This is a genomic window from Mycobacterium sp. 4858, assembly GCF_900240975.1.
Classification (GTDB): Bacteria; Actinomycetota; Actinomycetes; order Mycobacteriales; family Mycobacteriaceae; genus Mycobacterium.
Genome location: NZ_LT968776.1, coordinates 768406 through 784438 on the forward strand (window position 1 = coordinate 768406; position 16033 = coordinate 784438).

At 69.6% G+C, this 16033-nt stretch carries 17 protein-coding genes; 15 read left to right on the forward strand and 2 right to left on the reverse strand.

All coding sequences use genetic code 11. From position 1 onward, the window contains the following. Both C1737_RS12075 and C1737_RS12080 read left to right on the forward strand, forming a co-directional pair. Positions 1-627, forward strand: coding sequence for a hypothetical protein (locus tag C1737_RS12075; protein WP_102418440.1), 627 nt, complete (start codon positions 1-3; stop codon positions 625-627). Then, complete coding sequence (locus C1737_RS12080) at positions 624-1421, forward strand: slipin family protein (RefSeq protein ID WP_068094521.1); 798 nt, start codon at positions 624-626, stop codon at positions 1419-1421. Before C1737_RS12075 ends, C1737_RS12080 begins: the two co-directional genes overlap by 4 nt. 19 nt (positions 1422-1440) lie before the next feature. On the opposite strand, the gene C1737_RS12085 is transcribed toward C1737_RS12080, so the two are convergent. Beyond that, on the reverse strand, positions 1441-1770 hold the full coding sequence (locus C1737_RS12085; RefSeq protein ID WP_068094524.1) for a hypothetical protein: 330 nt from the start codon (positions 1768-1770) through the stop codon (positions 1441-1443). Between the two features lie 33 nt (positions 1771-1803). On the opposite strand from C1737_RS12085, the gene C1737_RS12090 reads away from it, so the two are divergent. The 3 genes from C1737_RS12090 to C1737_RS12100 all read left to right on the forward strand — a co-directional run bounded on the left by C1737_RS12090 (position 1804) and on the right by C1737_RS12100 (position 5319). Further along, on the forward strand, positions 1804-2592 hold the full coding sequence (locus C1737_RS12090) for an inositol monophosphatase family protein (RefSeq protein ID WP_102418443.1): 789 nt from the start codon (positions 1804-1806) through the stop codon (positions 2590-2592). Positions 2593-2670: 78 nt separating this feature from the next. Further along, positions 2671-4077, forward strand: coding sequence for an acyl-CoA dehydrogenase family protein (locus C1737_RS12095; protein ID WP_068094533.1), 1407 nt, complete (start codon positions 2671-2673; stop codon positions 4075-4077). A 36-nt stretch (positions 4078-4113) separates the two neighbouring features. Continuing rightward, positions 4114-5319: an acyl-CoA dehydrogenase family protein gene (locus C1737_RS12100; RefSeq protein WP_067923985.1), complete on the forward strand. Its 1206-nt coding sequence runs from the start codon at positions 4114-4116 to the stop codon at positions 5317-5319. An 80-nt stretch (positions 5320-5399) separates the two neighbouring features. Here the strand turns inward: C1737_RS12100 and C1737_RS12105 are convergent, their stop codons facing one another. Then, entirely contained in the window at positions 5400-6257 is an 858-nt protein-coding gene (locus C1737_RS12105) for an oxidoreductase (RefSeq protein WP_102418445.1), read from the reverse strand. 22 nt (positions 6258-6279) lie between these two features. Here C1737_RS12105 and C1737_RS12110 point away from each other — a divergent pair, with 22 nt between their 5' ends. The 10 genes from C1737_RS12110 (at position 6280) to C1737_RS12155 (ending at position 16020) form a co-directional block, all read left to right on the forward strand. Then, a complete protein-coding gene (locus tag C1737_RS12110) occupies positions 6280-7278 on the forward strand; it encodes an acryloyl-CoA reductase (protein WP_067919648.1) in 999 nt (332 codons plus the stop codon). Positions 7279-7300: 22 nt separating this feature from the next. Beyond that, complete coding sequence (locus C1737_RS12115; RefSeq protein ID WP_102418448.1) at positions 7301-8272, forward strand: NADPH:quinone oxidoreductase family protein; 972 nt, start codon at positions 7301-7303, stop codon at positions 8270-8272. 180 nt (positions 8273-8452) lie between these two features. Then, complete coding sequence (locus tag C1737_RS12120; RefSeq protein WP_102418450.1) at positions 8453-9544, forward strand: homogentisate 1,2-dioxygenase; 1092 nt, start codon at positions 8453-8455, stop codon at positions 9542-9544. Between the two features lie 2 nt (positions 9545-9546). Next, a complete protein-coding gene (locus C1737_RS12125; protein ID WP_102418453.1) occupies positions 9547-10728 on the forward strand; it encodes a S9 family peptidase in 1182 nt (393 codons plus the stop codon). Beyond that, positions 10725-11930 (forward strand): CaiB/BaiF CoA-transferase family protein, encoded by a 1206-nt coding sequence (locus C1737_RS12130; RefSeq protein WP_102418456.1) that lies wholly within the window; start codon positions 10725-10727, stop codon positions 11928-11930. Before C1737_RS12125 ends, C1737_RS12130 begins: the two co-directional genes overlap by 4 nt. Further along, positions 11927-12823 carry a hydroxymethylglutaryl-CoA lyase gene (locus C1737_RS12135; RefSeq protein ID WP_102418459.1) on the forward strand — a complete coding sequence of 299 codons (897 nt, stop codon included), beginning with the start codon at positions 11927-11929 and terminating at the stop codon, positions 12821-12823. Before C1737_RS12130 ends, C1737_RS12135 begins: the two co-directional genes overlap by 4 nt. Further along, positions 12823-13437 carry a TetR/AcrR family transcriptional regulator gene (locus C1737_RS12140; RefSeq protein WP_102418462.1) on the forward strand — a complete coding sequence of 205 codons (615 nt, stop codon included), beginning with the start codon at positions 12823-12825 and terminating at the stop codon, positions 13435-13437. Before C1737_RS12135 ends, C1737_RS12140 begins: the two co-directional genes overlap by 1 nt. Positions 13438-13454: 17 nt before the next feature. Continuing rightward, a complete protein-coding gene (locus C1737_RS12145) occupies positions 13455-14690 on the forward strand; it encodes an acyl-CoA dehydrogenase family protein (RefSeq protein ID WP_102418465.1) in 1236 nt (411 codons plus the stop codon). Then, on the forward strand, positions 14687-15676 hold the full coding sequence (locus C1737_RS12150) for a phosphotransferase family protein (RefSeq protein WP_102418468.1): 990 nt from the start codon (positions 14687-14689) through the stop codon (positions 15674-15676). Before C1737_RS12145 ends, C1737_RS12150 begins: the two co-directional genes overlap by 4 nt. Then, on the forward strand, positions 15673-16020 hold the full coding sequence (locus C1737_RS12155; protein WP_068096916.1) for a DUF6285 domain-containing protein: 348 nt from the start codon (positions 15673-15675) through the stop codon (positions 16018-16020). The genes C1737_RS12150 and C1737_RS12155 overlap by 4 nt, the downstream gene beginning before the upstream one ends. The last annotated feature ends 13 nt before the right edge of the window (positions 16021-16033 follow it).

Sequence of the window (16033 nt, forward strand, 5' to 3'; positions counted from 1 at the left end):
GTGACTCAACCGGCCGCCTCGGTATGGCTGATCGCCGGGTATTCCCTCGCGCTGGTGGCCATCGGCTGGAGTTTCGACTCGATGGCCAGGAGTGCGTCGGCCCGCGCGGCGCGTTGGCGCACAGGGCAATTCACCTACCGGCCGGATCACGACGCCTGGGTGTGCCCGCAGGACCACTGGCTATGGCCGACTTCGTTCGACCCGCGCCACCGGGTCATGCGGTATCGCGCCCAGCCGGTGGTGTGCAACAGCTGTCCCGTCAAGACCGGTTGCACGACGTCCGATCACGGCCGGGAGATCAGCCGCGAGGTGGACCCGTGGCCGCATTCGGACGCCGGACGGTTCCACCGCGGGATCGCCTGTTGCGTAGCCGGATTCGGGATCGTGCTGCCCCTGGCGACGATGTTCAGCAACCACTCGGGCGCTGACGTGTTGGTCTTGGCCGGCACCATTTCGATCGTCGCGCTGCTCGGCCTGCCGCTGGTCCGCCACCTGTGGAACACCCCGTCCAATGCGCCCGATCACCTGCCGCACCGCACCGCGCTCGAGGACCAGGCGGCCGCGGCGATCGACAGGTATTCGACTCGCTGGGGCAGCTGGGAGAGCAAGGAGGGCAACGCCACATGACTTCCGTCGTGATCGTCGTCGTCATCGCCGGGTTTGTCGGGCTCGCCGTCCTCGCGATGTGGTCGCTGGCCGTGCTGCGCGAGTACGAACGCGGAGTCGTCTTTCGGATGGGTCACGTGCGCCCCCTGTATGGTCCAGGCCTTCGCTTCCTGATCCCCTTCCTGGACAAGATGATTCGCGTGGATCAGCGGCTGGTGACGCTGACCATTCCGCCGCAGGAGGTGATCACCCGCGACAACGTCCCGGCCAGGGTCAATGCCGTCGTCATGTTCCAGGTGATGGAGCCGCTGAAAGCGATTCTGGCGGTGGAGAATTACGCCGTGGCCACCTCGCAGATCGCCCAGACGACGCTGCGCTCGCTGCTGGGACGGGCCGACTTGGACACCCTGCTGGCGCACCGGGAGGACCTCAACAGCGACCTGCGCACGATCATCGAAAAGCAGACCGAACCTTGGGGTGTGCAGGTCCGCGTCGTGGAGATCAAAGACGTCGAGATTCCCGAGTCGATGCAGCGGGCGATGGCCCGCGAGGCCGAAGCCGAACGTGAACGCCGCGCGAAGGTCATCAACGCCCGCGGAGAGTTGCAGGCCTCCGAAGAGCTGCGCGAAGCCGCGGAGACCCTGTCCAAGAGCCCCGCATCACTGCAATTGCGGTATCTGCAAACGCTGCTGGAATTGGGGGCGGACCAGAATTCGACCGTCGTCTTCCCGCTGCCCGTGGACATCATCACGCCGTTCTTGCGCCACCCCGAGGTACTGCGGGGCGTCGTCGACAACCTCAACAATCGGCGCTGAGTCCTGTCGCGGCCTTTCGCTACACCGGGGGCGGCTCCGAGGGCGCCAGCCGCCAGTTGTCGGGATTCTTCGGCGAATACACCACCGGGAACAACTGGCCCATGGTGGGCCAGTGGTCGACGTCCATCGCCATGCGCTGATACACCGCGTGCTCGCTGACGGTGGGCCCGTTGATCACTCCGGCGATGGTGACGAACTGTTCACCGGTGGCGTCCGGCCGCGGGCTCACCCCGGTGACCAGCAGCGTGCCGTTGAGCAGTTCGCCCTTGGGCCCGCGCGGGAGGAACCGCTGGGCGAGTGCCACCGCGAGAACGGCCATCAGCAGGATCAGCACACCGAATTCCCACACGCCGCCATGGTAAGGCCGTGATAGGACTGCGTCATGAGCCGGGACGATCTCACGTTGGCGCTGACGCTGGCCGACCGCGCGGACGCGCTGACCTCCGCCCGCTTCGGGGCGCTCGACCTGCGCGTCGACACCAAACCCGACCTGACCCCGGTCACCGACGCCGACCGCGCGGTCGAGACGGAGCTGCGGGGGGCGCTGGGGCGCGAACGCCCGCACGACAGCATCGTCGGCGAGGAGTTCGGCGGAACCACCACCTTCACCGGACGGCAGTGGATCATCGACCCCATCGACGGCACCAAGAACTTCGTGCGGGGGGTGCCGGTGTGGGCCAGCCTGATCGCGCTGCTCGAAGACGGTGTGCCCACCGTCGGCGCCGTCAGCGCGCCCGCACTGCAGCGTCGCTGGTGGGCTTCGCGCGGCCGGGGCGCCTTCGTCTCGGTGGACGGCGCACCGCCACGTCGGCTGGCGGTTTCCTCTGTGGCCCAACTGGATTCGGCTAGCCTCTCGTTCTCCAGCCTGTCCGGCTGGGCTCAGCGCGGACTGCGCGAGCGCTTCATCGCGCTGACCGATGCGGTGTGGCGGGTGCGCGCCTTCGGGGACTTCCTGTCCTACTGCCTGCTGGCCGAAGGCGCCGTCGACATCGCCACCGAACCCGAGGTGTCGGTGTGGGATCTCGCCGCCCTCGACATCCTGGTGCGCGAGGCCGGCGGGAACCTGACCGGCCTTGACGGCGTCGCCGGACCGCACCGGGGCAGCGCACTGGCGACGAACGGGCCGCTGCACGCGCGCGTCCTCGGCAGCCTCGGCGGCCCTGTGAATTAGTTAACAAGTGTTCTCTGTGATCTTACTCCGGAGTAAGATAGGCTTATCCGCATTGCCCCAACAGCAGAGGCTGCCGACATGACCGACACTCGTTCCGGTTCACCACAAACGTCCAAATCCGCCCGCTCACGCAAGCGCAAAGACCGGCAGAGCGGGATCGGGCTGCAACCGCACAAGCGCACGGGCGTCGACATCGCCATCGCGCTGCTCACCCCGCTGATGGGGCAGGAGTTCCTGGACAAATACCAGCTGCGCGACCCGGTCAACCGCGGCCTGCAATACGGCACGAAGACGATCTTCTCCACGGCCGCCGCCGCGTCCCGGCAGTTCACGCGGCTGCAGAATCTGCGCGGCGGGCCGACCCGGCTCAAGTCGAGCGGCAAGGACTACTTCGACCTGACGCCCGACGACGACCAGAAGATGATCGTCGAGACGCTCACCGAATTCGCCGAGGAGGTGCTGCGCCCCGCGGCGCACGACGCCGACGAGGCGGCGACCTACCCGCCCGACCTGATCGCCAAGGCCGCCGAGTTGGGCATCACCGCGATCAACATCCCCGAGGACTTCGACGGCATCGCCGCGCACCGCTCCAGCGTCACCAACGTGCTGGTGGCCGAGGCGCTGGCGTACGGCGACATGGGTCTCGCGCTGCCGATCCTGGCGCCCGGCGGAGTGGCCGCCGCGCTGACCCATTGGGGCAGCGCGGACCAGCAGGCCACCTACTTGCACGAGTTCGCCGGCGAGAACGTGCCGCAGGCCTGCGTCGCGATCGCCGAGCCGCAGCCGCTGTTCGACCCCACCCGCCTGACGACCACCGCGGTGCGCACCCCGAGCGGCTACCGCCTCGACGGCGTGAAGTCGTTGGTCCCGGCGGCGGCCGACGCGGAGCTGTTCATCGTCGGGGCACAACTCGACGGCAAGCCGGCCCTGTTCATCGTCGAGTCGTCGACGAAAGGCCTTACCGTCAGGGCGGATCCGAGCATGGGCATCCGCGCGGCGGCCCTGGGCCACGTCGAGCTCTCCGGGGTGTCGGTGCCGTTGAGCGCGCGGCTCGGTGAGGACGAGGCAACCGATGACGACTACTCGGAGGCGATCGCGCTGGCCCGGCTGGGCTGGGCCGCGCTGGCGGTGGGCACCTCGCACGCGGTGCTCGACTACGTCATCCCCTATGTCAAGGAGCGCGAGGCCTTCGGCGAGCCGATCGCGCACCGTCAGGCCGTCGCGTTCATGTGCGCCAACATCGCCATCGAGCTCGACGGGCTGCGGCTGATCACCTGGCGCGGCGCGGCCCGCGCCGAGCAGGGCCTGCCCTTCGTCCGCGAGGCGGCGCTGGCCAAGCGACTCGGCACCGACAAGGGCATGCAGATCGGCCTGGACGGCGTGCAGCTGCTCGGCGGCCACGGCTTCACCAAGGAACACCCCGTCGAGCGCTGGTATCGCGATCTGCGCGCCATCGGCGTGGCCGAGGGTGTCGTAGTCATCTAGGCGCCTCCCCCGATCCGGACTACCGAAAGACCAATCATGGCAATCAATCTGGAACTGCCCCGCAAGCTGCAAGCGGTCGTCGTCAAGACCCATCAGGGTGCCGCGGAGCTGATGCGGCCGATCGCCCGCAAGTACGACCTGAAGGAACACGCCTACCCCGTCGAACTCGACACCCTGTACAACCTGTTCGCGGGCGCCTCGGAGTCGATCGAATTCGCCGGGGCCGACAACCTGGGCGACGAAAACCAGGACAGGGACCAAAACCACAACGGCGCCAACATGGCGGCGCTGCTGCAAACCTTGGAGGCCTGCTGGGGCGACGTCGCGATGATGCTCTCGGTCCCCTATCAGGGTTTGGGCAACGCGGCCATCTCCGCCGTCGCCACCCCGGAGCAGCTCGAGCGCCTGGGCAAGGTGTGGGCGGCGATGGCCATCACGGAGCCGGGCTTCGGCTCCGACTCGGCGGCGGTGTCGACCACCGCCAAGCTGGACGGCGACGAATACGTGATCAACGGCGAGAAGATCTTCGTCACCGCCGGCTCGCGCGCCACCCACATCGTGGTGTGGGCCACGCTGGACAAGGCGGCGGGGCGGGCCGCGATCAAGTCGTTCATCGTGCCGCGGGAGCACCCCGGCGTCACCGTCGAACGGCTCGAGCACAAGCTCGGCATCAAGGGCTCCGACACCGCGGCGATCCGGTTCGACAACGTCCGCATTCCCAGGGAGAACCTGCTGGGCAACCCGGAAATCGAGGTGGGCAAGGGCTTTTCGGGGGTGATGGAGACCTTCGACAACACCCGGCCCATCGTGGCCGCCATGGCCATCGGGGTGGGCCGCGCCGCCCTGGAGGAGATCCGCAAGATCCTCACCGAGGCCGGGGTGGAGATCTCCTACGACAAACCGTCGCACGCCCAGAGCGCCCCGGCGGCCGAGTTCCTGCGGATGGAGGCCGACTGGGAGGCCGCCTACCTGCTGGCGCTGCGCGCGGCGTGGCAGGCCGACAACAAGATCCCCAACTCCAAAGAGGCCTCGATGAGCAAGGCCAAGGCCGGCCGCATGGCCAGCGACGTCACCCTCAAGAGCGTCGAATTGGCAGGCACGACCGGCTATTCCGAGCAATCGATGCTGGAGAAGTGGGCGCGGGACTCCAAGATCCTCGACATCTTCGAGGGCACCCAGCAGATCCAGCAGCTGGTGGTCGCCCGCCGCCTGCTGGGCCTGTCGTCCGCCGAACTCAAGTAGCCCCGGTCCGCGCCGCGCCGAACGTGTAACCACGGCGGAAAATCGGCGATTTCATCGCCCTGAGTGCACGTTCGGCGTAACTATCCGCCGAGCGCGTCCAGCCGCTCGCGGGTGTCCGCGTCGAGTTCGATGGACGCGACGTCGAGGTTCTCCTCCAGGTGGCGCACCGACGAGGTGCCCGGGATCAGCAGCACGTTGGGTGCCACGCCCAGCGTCCACGCCAACGCGACCTGCGCCGGCGTCCGCCCGAGCCGCTCGGCGACGTCGACCACTAGTTCGTGGGTGAGCACGGGGTTGGGCCGCACGAAGGCGGCCCCCAGCGGGAAGAACGGAACGAACGCGATGCCGCGCGCCGCGCACTCGTCGAGAACCGGCTGCGATGATCGGTCAACGAGATTGAAAGCGTTTTGCACACAGGCGATTTCGGTGCGCCCGCACGCGCGCAGTAGGTGTTCGCGGTTGACGTTGCTCAGCCCGATACCGCCGATCAGCCCGTCGTCGCGTGCTTGGATCATGACCGAGAGCTGCTCGTCGAACAGCTGATCCGGACCGTCGCTCTCGAACACGCGCAGGTTGACGGCGGCCAGTTGGTCGACGCCGAGCGCGCGCAGGTTGGTCTCGATGTCGTGGCGCAGGTCGGCCGGCTCGTCGACCGGAAGCCAGCCGCCGCTGTCGTCGCGACACCCTCCGACCTTGCTCACCAGCGCCAGGTTCTCCGGGTAGGGATGCAGCGCCTCGCGAATCAGCTCGTTGGCCACGTCGGGGCCGTAGAACTGCGCGGTGTCGATGTGGTCGACGCCGAGTTCGACCGCCCGCCGCAACACGGCCAGCGCCTCGTCGCGGTCCCGGGGCGGGCCGAACACGTTGGGGCCCGGCAGCTGCATCGCGCCGAAGCCCACCCGGGAAACCGAAAAGCGACCGAGTGGAAAGGAATCCATACGGTGAGGTTAGCGTCGAGGGATGGACACGTTTCAGGCGCTCGTCGCCCGCGAAGATGGTGACCGGATAACCGCCTCGGTCGAGACTTTGAGCCCCTCGGACCTGCCACCCGGTGAGGTGACGATCCGGGTGCTCTATTCGAGCGTCAACTACAAGGACGCGCTGGCGCTGACCCCGCGCGGCGGCGTGGTGCGCAGCTACCCGGTGGTGCCGGGCATCGACCTGACCGGCGAGGTCGTCGAGTCCGCGTCGCCCGACTTCGCCGTCGGCGACACGGTGGTGGCCCACGGGTACCAGATCGGCACCGGCCACCACGGCGGCTACGCCGAATACGCACGGCTGCCGGCCGACCAGGTCGTCGCGCTCGGCGCGTTGAGCCCACGGGACGGCGCCGCGATCGGCACCGCCGGCTTCACCGCCGCGATGAGCGTGCAGGCGCTGATCGACTGGGGCGTCCAGCCCGGCGCCGGGTCGGTGGTCGTCACCGGCGCCTCCGGCGGAGTCGGCTCGGTGAGCGTGGACCTGTTGGCGGCCGCGGGCTATCGGGTGGTCGCCTCGACGGGCAAGGAGTCGGCTGCGGGGCTGCTGAAAGAGCTTGGTGCCGCGGATATCATCGGCCGGCTGCCGGAGGATCCCGACGCCAAGCCGCGCCCGCTGGCCAAGGCGCGCTGGGCGGCCGCGGTGGATTGCGTGGGCGGCGCGACGCTGGCCGACGTGCTCAGCGCCGTCGACTACGGCGGGGCGGTCGCCTGCAGCGGCCTGACGGGTGGCCCGGCGTTGCACACCACGGTGATGCCGTTCATCCTGCGCGGCATCGCGCTGTTGGGAATGGACTCGGTGCAGATGCCGATCGACCGGCGCCGCAAACTGTGGGCGCTGCTGGGTGATTCGCTGCGACCGCGCCATCTGGAGTCGCTCACCAGCGACGTCGACGTCAAGGACGTGGTCGATGTGCTGGACCAGGTGCGCGCCGGCAAGTTCACCGGGCGTGCGGTGGTGCGGGTGGCCGACGGATTTTGAGTCGGCAGTAGGCTGTCCGACCATGCGAGCTGCACGGGTGACCCGGCTGGACGGGCCGGACGCGATAGAGGTGGCCGAGGTCGACGAGCCGTCCGGGGACGGCGTGGTGGTCGACGTGCACGCCGCGGGCGCCGCGTTCCCCGACGCGCTGCTGACCCGGGGCCTCTATCAATACCGGCCCGAACCGCCGTTCGTGCTGGGGGCCGAGATCGCCGGCGTGGTGCGCTCGGCGCCGGAGGGCGCGCACGTTTCGGCCGGCGACCGGGTCGTCGGGCTGACGATGCTGTCCGGCGGGATGGCCGAGGTCGCGATCCTGCAACCCGACCGGGTGTTCAAGCTCCCCGACAACGTGAGCTTCGAGGCGGGCGCCGGCCTGCTGTTCAACGACCTGACGGTGTACTTCGCCCTGACCGTGCGCGGACGGCTGGCCCGGGGCGAGACGGTGCTGGTGCACGGTGCGGCGGGAGGCATCGGGACGTCGACGCTGCGGCTGGCGGGGCTGCTCGGGGCGTCGCGCACGATCGCGGTCGTCAGCACCGGCGCCAAGGCGGACGTCGCGAGCGCCGCCGGGGCCACCGATGTGGTGTTGGCCGAGGGGTTCAAAGACACGGTCAAGGAGCTGACCGGCGGGCGCGGCGTGGACATCGTGCTCGACCCGGTCGGCGGCGATCGGTTCACGGATTCGCTGCGCTCGCTCGCCCCGGGCGGTCGGCTGCTGGTGGTCGGCTTCACCGGCGGGGACATCCCGACGGTCAAGGTGAACCGCTTGCTGCTCAACAACATTGACGTGGTGGGCGTGGGTTGGGGGGCGTGGACCGCGACGCATCCGAACGCGCTGGCCGAGCAGTGGGCCGGGCTCGAGGAGCTGCTCAGCTCGGGCCGGCTGGCCGCCCCCATCCCGGAGGTCTACCCCCTGGAGGAGGCCGCCGCCGCGGTGGCATCCCTGGAGAACCGCACCGCCAAGGGGAAGGTCGTGGTGCGGGTCCGCGACTGACGGGATGGGGCCGCACCGGCCCGCTCTCGGTCATGTGGCATGCGCAGGATTTGATAGCGCGGGCGCTATCAAATCCGGGAAGCCGGACATGGTCGGCGGATCCGCCGCCCTTGTGTATGCCCGGAACAAAAAGTAATGTCACTTTCAGTTTTGTCCTGTCGCCCGAGCCGGGAGTGAGCCATGGAATCCTTCGTCCACCTGCGCAGAGGCCGGACACCGCGGCGCCTGCACGCCGATCTCGACGGGCTCAAGGACGACGAGCTGGGCCGCGGCGGATTCACCGGCCGCACCGCGAACCTCTACCGCCGCCACGACCCCACCGCCTACCGGTCGGTCGGCCCGCTGCGCCCCGTCGACGTGCTCGCGGACCAGCTCAAGTCCGCAGACGCCACCGACGCCCGCGGCGGTCCCCTGCTGATGTTCAGCAACGCCGACTGCCGAATCCTGTTGAGCCGCCGCCACGAGCCGATGCCGTTCTACACCCGCCATGTCGACGGCGACCTGCTGTGCTTCGTGCACCGGGGCGCGGGTCTGCTCGAAACCGAGTTCGGCCCGCTGCGCTACTGCGAGGGCGACTGGGTCTACCTGCCGAAGGCGTGCACCTGGCGCCAGGTGCCCGATGGCGAGACGACGCTGCTCATGGTCGAGGCGACCGACGAGTTCCGCGTGCCGCCGCCCGGGCCGCTGGGCCGCCACTTCCCGTTCGACCCGTCGCAGGCCACCATCCCCGACCCGGCGCCCATCGACGACGACGGACGCGACGAATACGAGGTGCAGCTCGTCCACGAGGGCGGGCCGACAACGCTTTTCTACCAACACAATCCGCTCGACGTCGAGGGCTGGCGCGGCGACAATTTCGCGTTCAGCTTCAACATCGCCGACTACAACGTCGTCACGTCCGACAGCGTGCACCTGCCCCCGACGGTGCACCTGTTCATGCAGGCCACCGGGGTCTACGTGATGAACTTTCTGCCGAAGCCGGCCGAAGGCGTCCCGGGGACCGAGCGCACGCCGTGGTATCACCGCAATGTCGACTACGACGAGATCGCCTTCTTCCATGGCGGCTCGCTCTACGGCATCCCGATGCCGCCCGGCCTGATTTCCCATGCGCCGCAAGGCGTTCACCACGGCGCACCGGAGAAGGCGCGGGAACGGGCGCGCCGCAAGTTCGACGACTACTCCCGCGTCGATTGGCAAGTGATCGCCGTCGACACCCGCCGGCGACTGACCCCGTCGGCCGAGGTGCTGGCGCACGACCTAGGACAACACTGACCATGACGACCCGCCACGAATACGAGCGCATCCCTTATCTCGTTGCCTTCCAGAACAATTCCGGCGTCCGCGACGTGTACGGTGGCCTGGCCGAGATCACCGTGCTGGAGAGCTACCTGCTCAGGCCGACGGACAGGCCGTCGGACACCGTGCTGGTGTTCATGCACCCGATCGGCGGCGGCGCGTACCTGCCGATGATCAACGCGCTGGCCCGGGCCGGCCACCATGTCATCTACTGCAACAGCCGGTTCCGCGGCACCGACTCCGCGCTGCTGATGGAGAAGGTGGTCGAGGACCTCGGCGAGTGCATCAAGGACGCCAAGAAGCGGCTGGGCTACCAGAAGGTGGTGCTGGCGGGGTGGAGTGGCGGCGGCTCGCTGTCGGTGTTCTACCAGCAGCAGGCCCAGCACCCGACCATCACGTCGAGCCCTTCGGGCGACGGTCCCGACCTGACCGCCCTGGACCTCACCCCGGCCGACGGCATCATGCTGCTGGCGGCGCACATCAGCAGGCACGGCACGCTGACCGAATGGCTGGATGCGTCGATCCTCGACGAATCCGACCCCACCAAGCGTGATCCCGAGCTGGACCTGTACAACCCGGACAACCCGAACCAGCCGCCCTACACCCAGGAATTCCTGGGCCGGTATCGCAGCGCCCAGGTGATGCGCAACCGGCGCATCACCGCGTGGGTCAAGGGCAAGCTCGCCGAGCTGAAGGCGGCCGGACGTCCGGACGACGAATTCTGTTTCGTGGTGCACGGCACCATGGCCGACCCGCGGTGGCTGGACCCGACCGTGGATCCCAACGAACGCACCCCGGGGACCTGCTACCTCGGGGATCCTCAGGTGGTGAACATGAGCCCGGTCGGGCTGGCGCGCTTCTCCACGTTGCGCGGCTGGCTCTCGCAATGGAGCTACGACGACGCCCGCGGCGATGGCGTGGCCTGCGGTGCCGACATCGCGATCCCGGCACTGGTGATCGGTAACCTGGCCGACGACGCCTGCACGCCCAGCCACACCCGGCGGCTCTTCGACGCGATCGGCCATCATGACAAGGAGATGCACGAAATCCCCGGCGCCACCCACTATTACGCGGGAGCCGACCAGCGCGACAAGCTGCGCGCGGCGGTCGACGTCGTCACCGATTGGCTGGTCCGCCACGACTTCGCGGCGGCGCAGTGACGCCCACCGGGCCGCTGGACGGTATCCGGGTGCTCGAACTCGGCACGTTGATCGCCGGGCCGTTCGCCGGCCGGCTGCTGGGCGACCTGGGCGCCGACGTCATCAAGGTGGAACCCCCCGGCGCCCCGGACCCGCTGCGCACCTGGGGCCAGGCCGAAGTCGAGGGGGAGCACGTCTTCTGGACGGTGCACGCCCGCAACAAGAGGGCCATCACGCTCGACCTGCGCCGCCCGCGCGGCCGCGAGCTGTTCTGTGACCTCGTCGCGAAGTCCGACATCGTCGTGGAGAACTTCCGGCCCGGCACGCTGGAGAAATGGGACCTCGGTTACGACGTGCTCAGCCACCGCAACCCGGGCATCATCCTGGTTCGGGTGTCCGGCTATGGGCAGACCGGGCCCGACGCCCACAAGGCCGGCTACGCCTCGGTGGCCGAGGCAGCCAGCGGACTGCGATACCTCAACGGCTTCCCCGGCGGCCCGCCTCCCCGGTTGGCGCTGTCGCTCGGCGACACCCTGGCCGGAATGTTCGGCGCCCAGGGCGCGCTGGCCGCGCTGTACCGCCGCGGCGTCACGGGGCGCGGCCAGGTGGTGGACGTCGCGCTGACCGAATCCTGTTTGGCGGTTCAGGAATCCACCATCCCCGACTACGACGTGGGCGACGTGGTGCGCGGACCGTCGGGCACCCGGCTCGACGGCATCGCCCCGTCGAACATCTACCGCAGCGCCGACGGCTCGTGGGTGGTGATCGCCGCCAACCAGGACACCGTTTTCGCCCGGCTGTGCAAGGCGATGGGGCGCCCGGAGCTGGCCGTCGACGACCGGTTCGCCACCCACGTCGCGCGCGGGCGCAACCAGGACGCACTCGACGAGATCATCGGGGCGTGGGCCGCGGAGCGCCAGCCCGGGGACATCATCGAAACCCTCAGCGCCGCAGGGGTGATCGCCGGGCCGATCAACACTGTCGCGGAGGTGGTCAACGACCCGCAGTTGCGGGCCCGCGGCATGCTGGTCGAGCACTACGACGAGCGGGTGCGGCGCACCGTGCTGGGCCCGGGCGTCGTGCCGGTGCTTTCGGAGTCCCCGGGCCGGGTCCGCAGCGCCGGGCCCGCCCGCCCCGGTCAGCACAACGACGACGTCTACATCGGGCTGCTGGGCAAGACCGCCGAGGAGCTCGAGGCGCTGCGGGCCGAGGGGGTGCTGTGAACGCCCACGTCGATATCCGCGAGGTGGCGCTGCGCGACGGCCTGCAGATCGAAGCGCCGATTCCGTTGTCGGCCAAGCTCGAACTGCTGGCCGCGATCGCCGCGACCGGGGTGCGCGAGGTGGAGGCCACCGCGTTCGTCTCGCCGTCGAAGGTGCCGTCGATGGCCGACGCCGCCGAGGTCGCCGCCCACCTGCGCGACTACCCCGACATCGAGTTCTCCGCCCTGGTCGCCAGCCCGAACGGAGCCAAGCGGGCCGTCGCGGCGGGGCTGCGCTCGATCGAATACGTGGTCGCCGCCGACGACACCTTCAGCCAGGCCAACGTCGGGCGGACCAGCGCCGAGGCCACCCAGCAGATCGACGAGATCGTCGCCATCGCGCACGATGCCGGCGTCACGGTAGAAGTCATCGTCGCCACCGCGTGGGACTCGCCGTTCGAAGGCCCCACCCCGCCGCAGCGGGTGCTCGACATCGCCGCGGCCGCCCGCGACCGCGGCGTCGACCGCCTCTCGATCGCCGACACGATCGGCACCACCACCCCGGGGCGCGTGAGTTCGCTCATCGCACAACTGCGTCCGGTGACCGGCGACCTGCCGCTGGGCGGTCACTTCCACAACACCCGCGGCTCCGGGCTGGCCAGCGCCTACGCCGCGGTCAGCTCCGGGGTGACCCGGCTGGACGCCTCGGTCGGGGGGCTGGGCGGCTGCCCGTTCGCGCCGGGGGCCACCGGCAACATCGCCACCGAGGACCTGGTGTACCTGCTGCACGACAGCGGCATCGACGTCGACGTCGACCTGCAGGCCGCCATCGCCGCCGCCGGCGTCGCGAGATCCGTTGTCGGTCATGACCTGCCGAGCGCGCTGCTGCGCGCCGGCGACCGGATGCGCACCTGATGCCCGCTCAGGACGCGCCGACCGCCAAGGGCCGCCAGACCAGGCAGGCCATCGAGCAGGCCGCCCGCAAACTGTTCGCCGAGCGCGGCTTCCACGGCACGACACTGGCCGACATCACCTCGGCGGCGGGCAAGTCGCCCGCGGTGTTCTACCGGTATTTCGCCGACAAGGAGGATCTGCTCGCCGCCCTGGCGGAGTCGTTCCTGCACGACGTCGTGACACCGTCCGGGTTGAGCGTCGAGCTACCGGGATCGCCCGACGACGACGCCTTCTTCACCTCGGTGGTCACCGGGTACTGGAACATGTTCAAGCAGAACATCGGCATCATGATCGCCGTGGCGCAGCTGGCCGCCACCCAGCGCCGCTTCGCGGCCGTGCAGAACGAGTTCCGCCGCTTCGGCATGGACATCGTCGCCGCCTCGGTGCGCCGCGCCCAGGAGCAGGGCTATGGGACCGAGCTCGACCCGCAACACACCGCGGCCGCCATCGCCCTGCTTTTCGAGAACTTCACCACCGTGTTCGTCGGGCCCTCCAACCTGGGCATCAAGATCAGCGACCAGGACGCCATCGCCACCCTGTCGACGATCTGGAAGAAAACCCTCTACGGCGCTTGAGCCTCTAGGAGACAACTGTGGATTTCACGCTCCCCGAACACCTTCCGGGTCTGCTCGCCGAGATGGACGCGTTCATCGAGGCCGAGATCAAACCCCTGGAACGCGAACACATCCAGTACTTCGACAAGCGCCGCGAACACGCCCGCACCGACTGGGACAACGACGGCATCCCCACACGCGAGTGGGAGGACCTGCTCGCCGAGATGCGCAGGCGCGCCGATGAGGCGGGCTGGCTGCGCTACGGGCTGCCGGCCGCCCTGGGCGGGCGGGACGGCACCAACGTCGACATGGCCGTCATCCGGGAACACTTGGCGCACAAAGGCCTTGGCCTGCACAACGACCTGCAGAACGAGTCTTCGATCGTCGGGAATTTCCCGCAGGTGATCATGATGGAGCGCTTCGGCACCTCCGAGCAGCGACGGCTGTGGTCCGAAGCGCTGATCACCGGGGAGCGCTCCATGGCGTTCGGCCTGACCGAGCCGGAGCACGGCTCGGACGCCACGTGGCTAACGACGCGCGCGCAGGCCGACGGAGACGGCTGGGTGATCAACGGCGCCAAGCGGTTCAACACCGGCGTCCACCGCGCCACCCACGACCTGGTGTTCGCCCGCACGTCCGGTGAGCCGGGGCAGGCGCGGGGCATCACGGCGTTCCTGGTGCCCACGGACGCGCCCGGCTTCGACGTCCCCTACTACTGGTGGACCTTCAACATGCCGACCGATCACGGCGAAGTCCGGCTCACCGACGTCCGGGTGCCCGGCGACGCGGTGCTCGGCGAGGTGGACCGCGGCCTGGAGGTCGCGCAGACGTTCCTGCACGAGAACAGGATTCGGCAGGCCGCCAGCAGCCTGGGCGCGGCCCAGTACTGCATCGACCGCGCCGCCGAATACGCCGGTCAGCGGACGGTCTTCGGCAAGCCGCTGTCGGTCAACCAGGCCGTGCAGTGGCCGCTGGCCGAATTGCAGACCGAGGCCCAGATGGTGCGGCTGCTGGTGGCCTACGCCGCCTGGCACCTGGACCGGGACCACCACATGGAGGTCTCGGACAAGGTGTCGATGGCCAACTACCGCGCCAACCGGCTCGTGTGCGACGCCGCGGACCGGGCCATGCAGATCTTCGGTGGCCTGGGCTACAGCCGGCACGAGCCGTTCGAGCACATCTATCGGCACCACCGTCGCTACCGGATCACCGAGGGCGCCGAGGAGATCCAGATTCGCCGGGTGGCGCAGCGGCTGTTTAAGTTTGGCAAGTGACGCCGAACGAGGACCTGGCCTCTCGACTCGCCGCCGAACTGACGCCCGTCCTGGGCGCCGACGTCGCGGTGGAGAACCTGCGCGCCCTGACCGGCGGCGCGAGCCGCTCCACGTGGGCGTTCGACGCCGTCACCGGCGACCGGCGCCGAGCGCTGATCCTGCGCATCGGCGCGCCCGACGACATGCACGCCGGCATGGAGCTGGAGGCGCGCGCCCAGGCCGCGGCGGCCGCCGCCGGCGCCCCGGTCCCCCACGTCCTGATCGCCGACGATTCCCCTGCCGCACTGGGCAATCCGTTTCTGATCTGCGACCACATCGCCGGCGAGACCATCGTCCGGCGCATTCAGCGTCAGCTCGACGCCGCGGGCGGCCAGGCGGCGCGCGCGGGGCTGATGCGGGAGTGCGCGCGCGCCCTGGCGGCCATCCACCGCGCCGACCCGCGCATCCCCGGTCTGGCCCATGAGGACCCGCTCACGCAGTGGCGCGAGCGGCTCGACGCCATGGGTGACACCACCGCTACCTTCGAATGGGCGTTTCGCTGGCTCGAGGCCCGCCGTCCGGAGCCGTCGGCGGACGTTCTGGTGCACGGCGACTACCGGATGGGCAACCTCATCGTCGACGGCGCCCGCCTGGCCGCGGTCCTCGACTGGGAGCTGGTGCACCGCGGCGACCCGTACGACGACCTCGCCTGGTTCTGCATCCGCGCCTGGCGCTTCGGCGCCCCCGCCAGCCTCGGCGCCGGCGGCCTCGGCAGCGTCGAGAGCTTCCTCCGCTCCTATGAGCAGGCCGGCGGGACTAGCGTCGACCGGGTGGCGTTTCACTGGTGGCTGGTGCTGGCCACGCTGCGTTGGGGCGTCATCTGTCGCTACCAGGCGGAGCGGCATCTGACCGGCCAGTTCCGCTCGGTGGAGCTGGCCGCGATCGGTCGCCGCGTGTGCGAGACCGAGTGGGACCTGCTCGACCTCCTCGAAGAGGTGCCGGAGTGATCGGCCCGTACGGTCGCCCGCTCGCGGCCGAGCTGGTGGCCGCGGTGGCCGAGTTCCTGGAGACCGACGTGCGGGCGGCGACCAGTGGGCAGGTCAACTTCCACGCCCGGGTGGCCGCCAACGCGCTGCGCATCGTCGAGCGCGAACTGCTCGACGAGAGCGAGTCCGAGTCCCTCGCCGCGCTGGCCGACCTGGGGTTCGCCGACGAGGAGGAGCTGGCCGCCGCGATACGGGCGGGCGAGCTGGACGACCGGGCCCGGGAGGTCACCGCCTGCCTGCGCACGCTGGTGCGGCGCCGGGTGGCGGCCGCCCACCCCGGATATGACAGCGACGACAGCGAATAGCCGGGTCATCGGG